Genomic DNA, 10603 nt, shown 5'->3' with positions numbered 1-10603 from the left:
TTCCCAATATAAACTTATATCTCTATAAAAAAGAAGTAGCATAATAGCTACTTCTTTTTGCTTTGTTTCTCATATTGTTCAAACGTATGAATTCTTTCGAAAATTGGTGGATGTGTGTATAAGAAAAACTTCACTAACGCAGGTGGATTTACTTGGCTTAAACTCGTTTTTGATAAATATTGAAACGTTTTTACACCAGATTTCCCGTCCTTCGTCATATCTAAAGCGTATTGATCTGCTGCTCGTTCTTCTATACGAGAAACATAGTTTGTTGCTGGCTGTGATGCAAAAGAGAGTACAGAAGAAATTAAGAAAAATAAAGGTAAAATCGAAAAACATGCTGCTTTTGAAATTTGCAGCGTATTCCCCCATTTTCGAATACACATATTGATAATACGACTAATGAGAAACATCCCTATAAACGATAGCAACATATAACTCGCTACGCCCCAATATATATGTTTCATAACATAATGCCCCATCTCGTGGGCCATTATAAATAAAATCTCTTTATCTTTTAATTGCTTAAGCGTTGTATCCCACATTACAATACGGGCGTTAGGGCCAATTCCTGTTACATATGCATTTAATGCATTCGTTTTCTTCGACATATTTACTTCATATACATGTTTAGCAGGAATGTCAGCTTTGTCTGCTATCGCTAAAATTTTCGTTTCTAATTCTTTATTTTTCAGCGTCGAAAAATCATTATAAAGTGGATCAATAACGACAGGCTGTATAAATGTTAAAAAGATTGTAAATGGAACAGAGAGTGCCCACCCTGCTAGCCACCATCTCTTCGGGAATTTACGGATGAGCCATAAAAGAACGGTAACTACGATTAACATAGTCGCATAACTTTCCCAAAAGCCGATAACGTGATCTTTTATCCAGCTTTGTGTACTTTGCGTTGAAATGCCGTAATCAACGGACACTTTTCGGCTAATCCATTGCATCGGCAGGGCAAGAACTGTTGTGAGTAGCGATAAATAAAAGAAATAAATCGCAACTTGCAGGACACTTATTTTCGTCGTTTCCTTCGACCATTTCTCAAACTTTCTTGAAACACCGAGCACAAGTACAAATAATAAAATAATCCATTCAAGAGGCGTCGCTAAAAAGTACAGTAAATTTTTCACGCGCGAATAATCTTGGCTTAGCGTAAGCTCTCTTGCATTCATAAACGTTTCTGGATCTGCACTCGTTCCTTTATACATGTCCGGAATCAGTTCATGATTCCATCCAAATAAATACCAATATATAAGCAACGCAAACCCAACGTACAAAAAAAGCGACCACCCAATAACCTTCCTCACGCTATTCCCTCCTCTATGCTGCCTGTCTATTATTATTGTAAGTTCGTACATGCTAAATTAGAACAAGCTTATTATGCGAATTGCTCGAGAACCTTCTATTTATATAAAAAAACTCTTCTACAAAAAGAAGAGTTTTACCTACCTTTAGACACTTTCTTCGGTTCATAATCTGGGATAAGAAATATACTTACAACCCAACATATTAAACCAGCGCCTTTTATATAGCGTATATATTCATAGTCCTGAAAAAATAACGTCGTGACAATAATCGTAAAAAATCCAATTAAAACTAGTACGTATCCTATTTGCTTCTTAGATAACATAACGCGCCCCCTTAAGGAAGTACATCCATTAATAAGCTAAAATCTTGCAGAGAAAAAGAACTATATTTCATAATACCTTGTACTGCTAATAGTAAAATTAGACCGGTCACACACATATAATTAATGCTTTCTTCACTCTTTTTTTCAGCAACTATTCCGCCACTTATACATAATATCCCTAATAAATGGAGTGCTAAATACATAAAGAAATACGCTTCCTCCCAGCGAAGAATAACATTGACTGTCGTTATCAGCACTATACTAAGCAAAATCAAATAAAAAAACTTATTTGATGATATTGTTTCATTCATATAATTTTATACATCCCTTTCAATCATTTTCTTCATCTTACTTGCCCTCCACTACGTCTGAAAAACTCTTTTCTTGTTCTACATATATAGCGGGCATTTCTTTACTCCAATATTTGCGGTTAACAAATAAGAAGATGAGTACTAAGTTTAATCCCGTCATAAAAATAATAAGTCCTGGAAAGAACGTCGTATAATTTGAGAAATCTGCAAAACTCATTATTTCTTCTTTATTTATTAAATAAGAAGCGCCGATTACAAATGCATTGTTTAACATGTGAATAGCAATTGGCATAAGTAAACTATTCGTACGAATATATACGATTGATAGTACAACGCTAAATACTACTGCGCCTAGGAAATCAACATGTAACAACGCAAACAACATCGCTACTACAATGATCGCTATACTCGTTCCCCATTTTGCTGCAAAGCGTTGCAGTAAAAATCCCCGAAAAACAAATTCACCAATAATTGGTGCGATGAACACGACCATAATAATTTGATATACATATCCCCCTGTACTATCAATAATCGGTTCACGTAATGCGTTCATAATAAATTCCGGTGTAATCCATGCAAAACTATACATGTACAAAATAAGGTATCCATAACTAAACACGGCTAACATAAGTGCAATGTATAAAACTTGCACCAGGTTAAATGTTTCATTTTTATTAATAAATAATGAAAAGGAAACACGGTGTTTTCTATACTCAAAAATAATCCACGTAATTGGAAGGATATAGAATATAAGAATATTTATAAAAGTAGAATTTTGCATATGAAATGTATTTTCTATCAATTCATTACTGATTCTTGCAACTAACGTTAATAGTGCAAATACAATTAAAAAATATCTAGCTCGCATCGTTTGAAACGGGTTCACACTCATCTCCTCCCCTATGTACTTTTATCATATCACTTGATTCTTAATTTTTTGAGAAAGAAAACCTTAAAATTTCCTTAAAAATTCCATAAGTTACAGAAAGATGATATGATATTCGAGGAAATTAGGAGGGATTTTTATGTATGAAGCAAATATTTTGCTCGTTGATGATGAAACAGCAATTTTACAATTACTAACTACTATTCTTGAAAAAGAAGGTTTTTCTCATATTACAACTGCAACATCCGCTGAAATAGCTTTATCTCTCACCGAGCAAAACGATTACGATTTAATTATTTTAGATGTCATGCTTCCTGGACAATCTGGTTTTGATATTTGTCCAATCATTCGCCAAAAAACAGATTGCCCGATCTTCTTCCTCACAGCTAAAACATCTGATTTAGATAAAATATCTGGATTTTCACACGGTGCAGATGATTATATTACGAAGCCATTTAATCCACTTGAAGTAGTAGCTCGTATGAAAGCACAACTCCGTAGACATATGAAACAAGCAGTACCCAATGAACAAAAAGCACACTCCAGTTCATTTGGCAGATTTGAAATTGATCGATATTCCGCAGAACTTACAGTAGATGGACATGTTGTCGAATGTTCCGCCCAGCTATTTCAGCTATTACTCTTCTTTTGCGAGAATCCGAACTATGTATTTTCGAAAGAAGAAATATACGAAAAAGTTTGGGGAGCACCTGCCTACAATGGCGATGACAATACCGTTATGGTCCACATTCGAAAACTACGTGAAAAAATTGAACAAGACCCAAGTAAACCAGAATATATAAAAACTGTTCGTGGACTTGGCTATAAGTTCATTACAAAGTAGGGTGACGATATGAACTTTAATAAACGACTTATTATCCAGTTTATTCTGCAACACGTATTTGTTTTAGTTACATTACTGATTGCTGTAGTAGCTGCTTTCACTTATTTAATTTTTCTTGTTACGAGTACTTCATACGAACCGAACATTCCAGATTCTGATAATTTTATGATTGCAAGATATATCTCTTCAGAAGATGGTAATATTTCGTTAAAAACTGAAGTAAAAGACTTAATTAAAGAGAAAAATGATTGGATTCAAGTTGTGGAGGAAAACGGAAAAGTTCTCTATCACTATAATACGCCAAGTGACGTGCCAACATCTTATACGAAAGTATCTTTATTCTCATATATACAGAATCACATAGAAAGCCCTTATACATTTACATATTGGGAAATTGAATTGGAAGAAAAGAACGTACTTGTTATTTACGGCGGTACGTTAAAAAGCAATGTATTACTAAAAACAATACAGAAAGAGCACCCGTCTGTATCTACGGATTCGTTCACATTAACAGAAGAAGAAAAACAGTTACTTTCTAAAGAAAAAGCAGCACTTCAAATCTTTAATAGTGATGGCGAAGAAGTATTCTCCTATCCAGATGGAAAGAAAAAAACGTTTTCTGTTATACAAGCTGCTCTTAGCGAAAAGGAACCGTGGAATCATAAAGAAAACACGTCTAGCTTTTACGACACAAATAGCAATCATCTTCTCGTTGTAACTGCCAAAAACGAGTACTATTACCCAGATGATGAAATAGACGATGTATTTACTAAAAAGTTTCTAGTCGGATGCGGATTAATCCTTCTTATCGTATTTGTTTATTTAGTCATTCTTTCTATTTGGTACGGTAATAAATTTGGAAAACCGTTATTACATGCGATGCGCTGGCTTAAAAATATAGCTGGTGGAAAGTACGAAGAGCCTGTTAGTAAAAAAGGAAAACCAGTCAGGTTCCGGCGATCTGGTAAAGAAAAATGGTCATTCCGCTTATTTAGTGATGTGACAAACTCACTAGAGCACCTTTCTATTACACTCAAAAAAAATGATGCAATGAGGCAAGTACTGCAACAAACACGTGAAGAATGGATTACTGGTCTCACGCATGATTTAAAAACACCACTAAGTTCTATATACGGCTACGCATTATTACTAGAATCACAGCAGTACAACTGGACTGATCGTGACATTCAACAATTCGGCAGCGTTATGAAGGAGAAATCTCAATATATGACGACATTAATTGATGATTTAAGCTTAACGTATCAATTAAAAAATAACAGTCTTCCTGCGCAGAACGTAAACATTGAAATGAATCAATTCGTTCAAAAAGTATTATTACAATTCATTAATAATCCGACACTTCAAAATCAAAATATTGAATTCGTACCGAGCTCAAATAAAATTCAATATTTCATTGAAGAAAAATGGTTCCAGCGTATTATCGAAAACTTACTAGTAAACGCGGTAAAACATAATAATGAAACGACTAATGTAATCGTAAAGCTTTCGCAAAATGTAAATTCATTTACACTATCTATTTCAGATAACGGAAAAGGAATGGATGATAAAACGAAAGAACTTCTATTTGAGCGATATTACAGAGGAACGAATACAGAAGAAAGTAACATCGGAACTGGACTTGGCCTCGCTATTACAAAACAGCTCGTTCACGCTCATAACGGAACGATTTCTATCGATAGCGAACTAGGAAAAGGAACGACAATTATACTTGTGTTCCCATTTCATTCGTAGAAAAGGCGCTATGTGGCGTCTTTTCTTTTTTGGTGAATGAACTCTATTTTCTTGGTAGTTCGGCGGTAAATGAAATTATATCAATTTACTGACAAACAATCCTCCTCCCCTACCATACAAAATAACCTTTCACAACTCACTATGAAAGGTCATCTCCATATTCTAGCTATTTCCCTACTAACACAAACACATTCTCATCAGGTGCTTCCATTACCGCAACATGTCCTGATTCTGTTGGAAATGGTTCGCGAATCCATTTTACATCTTTATTACCTTTTAAACTTTCATACGTTTGTTGCACATCTTCTACTAGTATTTCGACTTCCATAAAATGAATATCTGGATGATTACTTATTACTAACTCCGAACTTTTCTCATCTGGAAACTTCAATCCTATTAACGTCCAAATAGCCCCTTCTTCTAATTCTCTTTCTATAACCCAGTTTTGCTTCATTCCCATTTCTTTATAAAAAGAAACTGACCTTTCTATATCCTTCGTATGTATAGATACACATTCTAATTTTTTGAACATCTTCCCATTCCCCCTTTATAAAAAAGCGAACCATCTCCCAATGATTCGCTCTTATCCTATTACTTCTTCTTCACCGGTATCCAAAGCTCTATTTGAGCAAACTCACTCTTATCTGCATGGGAACGCTCATCATATAGCTCAAACTCATTAACGCCACAATGTTCGTATCCTGAATGCGGGAACCATTCTGCGAATACTGCATTCCACGTTTGGTGAATAGACGATACCATTTCTTCATGAGGAACTTTCGGCGTTGTGAATACTGCATATGTCGCTGCTGGGAAAGTACGCTTCACAACTTCATTTGGTACATTTTCAAAGCCTGTAACTTCCATTCCGATAATATAAGTGAAGTCGCCTGTTTCTAAATTAAAATCAGTACATAATCCAAGCTCTACCCATTGGCTCGTATCTTTACGGTTCGGAATCGTTGTTCCAAGATCTTTTTGCAAATATTCTTGCCAAAATGCTGGGATGTCTTGATGGTTTTTCCCTTCTTTACTTGTCGTCTTCAGTTCATAACCCGCCACTAAAAATTCTGGTTTATTTACAATACGATATTCCATTTGTATGCCTCCTAAATACGGATTTAATTTTCTTTGCTTTACATTCACGCTGTAATACATCGGTGTTTCAATTTCTTGTTTTCGATATTCACTTGGTGTCATTTGAAATATTTTTTTAAAGGCTCTCGTGAACGTTTCGTGAGATTGAAAGCCATGCTCAAATGCGATATCAATAACTTTTTCATCCGTATGAGAAAGTTGATAAGCTGCCCGGGCTAACCTCCTCTTTCGAACATACTCCATTACTGTATCACCTACTAACGCCTGAAATACACGATGAAAATGCGACTCAGAAAAACCTGCAATACGAGCTAAATTACGCAGCGTCTGTTTTTCCATGACATCTTCCTCGATATAATCAATTGACCTTTGAATTTGTGTTTCATAGCTTTCCATCTCTGTTCACCCGCCTTATATGTATTATGATAAAAGAGAATCTTATCCAATTCTTGACGTTTTTTACTATAATTCCATAAAACATTGTAACTTTTTTATATGTATTTCGTTGTTATGTATGAAGGGAGGGAAATTAGTGAAACGCAAACAATCATTAGAAGACATTTATTCAAATCATATGCATGATTTATCCCGCTTTAATGGGCAGTAAGATCCCCGCCTCAAAATTCAGCGAAAGCAAAGAAGTTAGGTGGGGGATCAACTGCCCATAAAAGTCCGATTGGTTCAACTAATAATCAGTGGGGGATGAAGAAAACCCCCACTGATTAAAGTTTCACTTTATTTCGCTATCTTCTCTCCCTAACCGGAGATTCTCATTTTGCTGAAGATCTCATGCAAGAAACGTTTTACCGGATGCTCGTCCATATTGACTATTATAAAGGAGAAGAAATTAGGCCTTGGTTATTTACAATTGCCTACAATGCCTTTATCGATTGGTATCGAAAAGAAAACAGATATAAAACAACGACAGTTGAAGAATTCCATTTACCGAACGTACCAAGTACAGAACGTACCAAGTACAGAACATGAATATTTCGTAAAACATGAGATTGCTAGTTGGTTATACAGTTTATCTTCTCTTCCACTTGAAAGACGAAATGTTCTGTTACTACGAGATTACTACGGATTCTCGTATAAGGAAATAGCAGAAATGACCGGTCTCTCATTAGCGAAAGTAAAAATTGAATTACACCGCGGACGAAAAGAAACGAGAAACATAAAGGAGTGATACAGATGAGTTGTACAGCATTTAAAAAACTATGGGAGAAGTACGAAAACGGAACGCTCACGCATGATGAACAGGAAATGTTAGAAAGTCATATTGAAACATGTGAAGAGTGTGAAGCTTACTTAGATGAGTTACTTTCAAAGAGTGAACCGATAAAGAAAAGATTACCACCACAAAACCTTAAAGTCCCATTTTGGAAAATAAAATGGAAACAACGTTGGCAAACCGTTAGTTTTGTCCTTGCCGTTTGTATTGCTATCTATTTTGTCGGCCATTTTTCATCTTCTTTTTACTTCTATAATATGAAAAAGTTAGTCGAAGTAGATGAGATTCCAGCACTCGCACTAGAAGCAACAATTCCAAATAGTCGTTCCACTGGAGGCAGTACAAAAATCAAACCCTTTTTCCGTACAGAAAATGAAATGAATTTAGTTAAAACTGTCGGCAAAAAAGAAATTCCAATTGGTACAGTAACAACGCGTAGCTTCTTATCATCTGTAACTGACACAAATCAATCCTGGGCAAATACACCCTATTCCAACAAACTTTCCTTTGTTCACCCGAAAATCAAGCAAGATGATCATTTGAAAGAAATCTCTAAAAAAGTTTGGAGTACACTCGGAAAGATACATGAGGGCACCGTTGCAGAAGTAGCGATATCTTTTGACAAACCTTACACTTTACAAGAATTAGCATCCATTCTATATAGCACATTTGAAGCACAAGAAATGCCGCCCACTCCCATATGGTACGCTTTAGACACAGGGCAAGAAAGAATAGATGAAGAAGATTTCATTCTACATGGCCGAGAGGTTATCGGATTTTCAGAACATATAAATCTCCCTGATAATGAAGCAGAACGACCGAAGACAAAAGAAGATGAAGTAATCGAAATGATGCGTATTCTTTCTACACATAAAGAAACTGTAAGTAAAACTACTGAGACTTCTGAAAAAGAGCTGAACTTAGATAAGCGTTATGAGTATGTAAAAGATAACGGTGTGAAAGTATACGGGATCGTCATTACCGGACCGTCGAAAGAGTTATTAAAATTACAAAACTCGCCTCACGTTCGTTATGCGACTCTTGGAGCTATTGAGGTTTGGAATTGGTTTAATCAGTGATGTGGGAAAAGTAGAGCATCTAGAAGTGATGCTCTACTTCTTCTTTAATCCGAAATCACTTTCACATACATCCCTCTCACCGCTTTTTCATAAGCAATTTCACTCATCTGCCTTATGTTTTCTGATACGACAGACGCTGGAACAACTTCCCCTTCATGAAGTAATGGAGGATCAATGAGACGGACTTTATTTTTCTGATACAAATCGTAATCGTTTCTATCTTCTTTTACTATTACATTCGGGTGGACTTTGCTTAATAAAGCATGTACTTCTGAATCACTACATTGCTGCAATTTCAAAATAAGCTCATCATCTTCAAGAAGAAAATCATCTGCATGAATAACCTTTTTGTGTAGAGCTAACTTTAGCGTCTTAGCTAACATATCATTTCCGTAACTATTCATTGGTTGCATAAAGAACTCGATGACTTCTTTGTAATACGTTTCTGTAAACCACTCTGCCATTTCAATACTTTGAAGAACCATTTTCCCATCTACAACGATGACATCCTCTAAAAAGCTATGAACCTCTTCTAAAGAAACATATCCGTATGTATACATATCTCGTAACGTATAATCCACTCTGTCTGCGCATAATTCTGGTGCTGACCTTTCAAGTAACGTCCACTTCGAATCATCTAACAAAATATCTTCATAGTTATAACCATACTTCGCAAGAATCGCTGGGATTTCTGAGTTTTTCACGACAGAACTAAATATCTCTTCATGATAACTTTCATTTCTATTATCAAAAACGTAATCAATCACATGAGAAAAAGCAGTATGTGATACGTCATGCAGTAAACCTGCAAGTTGTTCTTCTACTGAACCACCGAATTTCTTCACTAACAACATAACGCCAACTGAATGATCAAAGCGTGTTACATTCCATTTCTCATTTATTAAGTAGCTTGCACCAGTTTGATGAATTCCTTTTAGTCTTTGCACAGACTTACTTAAGATTAATTCTCCTAACACTTGATCCACTTCAATTTCTCCGTATAGTACATCTGATATGATCACTTATAATCCCCCTTTATTTTAGCCATGTCTTATAATCGTACCTCTTTTATGAAATCGACACCAATACGAGCATTAAATCTAAATATATTGATACCGAATTACAAATGTTGTATATTATACATGTCTATTATTTGTTTTAATTCATTTATTTTTCATTGAGTGCTCCTTATATGGAGCTTTTTTTGTTCGAAAAATGGAGACTTCATTCCAAATCAAATACGAGAAATGATTCATTTGAATCTTGAACAGGACACTCGAAATAGAAACATACATACCCCGCAAAAGAAAGGATAAAATTGTCAGTTTATTTCTTTTTTGATTTAATACATGTATAGCTATTAAGGGAAAGAGGGGAAACATGAAAAAGATTTTCTTTACCATTCTATTCATCATTATTGTATTCATTAGTTTAGGATATTGGAAATTCTTCACTTTATCTGGGCTTTCAGGCGGTGAAAAGATTCAATCCATACACTCACCAGATAAAACGTATACGTTACATATATACAGGCATAATGGCGGAGCAACAACTAGCTATGCTATAAGAGGAGAGCTTGTAACAAATAATAAAAAGTTTATGAACAAGAAAAATATATACTGGAATTATCGTGAAGAAACTGCAACCGTCAAATGGTTAGATGATCATACATTGATGATTAATAAACATAAATTAAATGTAGAAACGGACACATATGATTTTAGAAAAAACTAAAGAAGAAAGGACCAACTGTTATTAGTTGG

Annotated in this window: 11 protein-coding genes and 1 pseudogene; 5 read left to right on the top strand and 7 right to left on the bottom strand. The window is 35.0% G+C overall.

Translation table 11 applies throughout. From position 1 onward, the window contains the following. Positions 1–47: 47 nt before the first annotated feature. The 4 genes from KI369_RS04020 to KI369_RS04005 form a co-directional block, all read right to left on the bottom strand. Complete coding sequence (locus tag KI369_RS04020) at positions 48–1316, bottom strand: M48 family metallopeptidase (RefSeq protein ID WP_212955097.1); 1269 nt, start codon at positions 1314–1316, stop codon at positions 48–50. Between the two features lie 134 nt (positions 1317–1450). After that, complete coding sequence (locus KI369_RS04015) at positions 1451–1639, bottom strand: hypothetical protein (protein ID WP_212955096.1); 189 nt, start codon at positions 1637–1639, stop codon at positions 1451–1453. A gap of 11 nt (positions 1640–1650) precedes the next feature. Next, a complete protein-coding gene (locus KI369_RS04010; RefSeq protein WP_064476854.1) occupies positions 1651–1950 on the bottom strand; it encodes a hypothetical protein in 300 nt (99 codons plus the stop codon). A 37-nt stretch (positions 1951–1987) separates the two neighbouring features. Next, positions 1988–2842 (bottom strand): CPBP family intramembrane glutamic endopeptidase, encoded by an 855-nt coding sequence (locus KI369_RS04005; RefSeq protein ID WP_212955095.1) that lies wholly within the window; start codon positions 2840–2842, stop codon positions 1988–1990. A gap of 133 nt (positions 2843–2975) precedes the next feature. Here KI369_RS04005 and KI369_RS04000 point away from each other — a divergent pair, with 133 nt between their 5' ends. Together KI369_RS04000 and KI369_RS03995 are read left to right on the top strand one after the other, a co-directional pair. Continuing rightward, positions 2976–3680 (top strand): response regulator transcription factor, encoded by a 705-nt coding sequence (locus KI369_RS04000; protein ID WP_212955094.1) that lies wholly within the window; start codon positions 2976–2978, stop codon positions 3678–3680. 9 nt (positions 3681–3689) lie between these two features. Then, positions 3690–5432: a sensor histidine kinase gene (locus tag KI369_RS03995; protein ID WP_212955093.1), complete on the top strand. Its 1743-nt coding sequence runs from the start codon at positions 3690–3692 to the stop codon at positions 5430–5432. Between the two features lie 166 nt (positions 5433–5598). Here KI369_RS03995 and KI369_RS03990 read toward each other — a convergent pair whose 3' ends face one another. Both KI369_RS03990 and KI369_RS03985 read right to left on the bottom strand, forming a co-directional pair. Continuing rightward, entirely contained in the window at positions 5599–5964 is a 366-nt protein-coding gene (locus KI369_RS03990) for a VOC family protein (protein WP_166704128.1), read from the bottom strand. Positions 5965–6023: 59 nt separating this feature from the next. Beyond that, a complete protein-coding gene (locus KI369_RS03985; RefSeq protein WP_212955092.1) occupies positions 6024–6926 on the bottom strand; it encodes an AraC family transcriptional regulator in 903 nt (300 codons plus the stop codon). 339 nt (positions 6927–7265) lie between these two features. Between KI369_RS03985 and KI369_RS03980 the strand changes: the two are divergent. Together KI369_RS03980 and KI369_RS03975 are read left to right on the top strand one after the other, a co-directional pair. Next, positions 7266–7716 (top strand): annotated as a pseudogene (locus KI369_RS03980) (RNA polymerase sigma factor); the annotation flags it as partial. A gap of 5 nt (positions 7717–7721) precedes the next feature. Continuing rightward, positions 7722–8840, top strand: coding sequence for an anti-sigma factor (locus KI369_RS03975; protein ID WP_212955091.1), 1119 nt, complete (start codon positions 7722–7724; stop codon positions 8838–8840). Positions 8841–8884: 44 nt separating this feature from the next. Here the strand turns inward: KI369_RS03975 and KI369_RS03970 are convergent, their stop codons facing one another. Next, positions 8885–9862 carry an HD domain-containing protein gene (locus KI369_RS03970; RefSeq protein ID WP_212955090.1) on the bottom strand — a complete coding sequence of 326 codons (978 nt, stop codon included), beginning with the start codon at positions 9860–9862 and terminating at the stop codon, positions 8885–8887. A gap of 358 nt (positions 9863–10220) precedes the next feature. Between KI369_RS03970 and KI369_RS03965 the strand changes: the two genes are divergently transcribed. Then, on the top strand, positions 10221–10574 hold the full coding sequence (locus tag KI369_RS03965) for a DUF5412 family protein (RefSeq protein ID WP_029437792.1): 354 nt from the start codon (positions 10221–10223) through the stop codon (positions 10572–10574). The last annotated feature ends 29 nt before the right edge of the window (positions 10575–10603 follow it).

Source organism: Bacillus sanguinis (assembly GCF_018332475.1).
GTDB classification, from domain to species: Bacteria; Bacillota; Bacilli; order Bacillales; family Bacillaceae_G; genus Bacillus_A; species Bacillus_A sanguinis.
The sequence above is the reverse complement of the archived record's forward strand: the minus strand, read 5'-3'. Positions and strand labels throughout refer to the sequence as shown.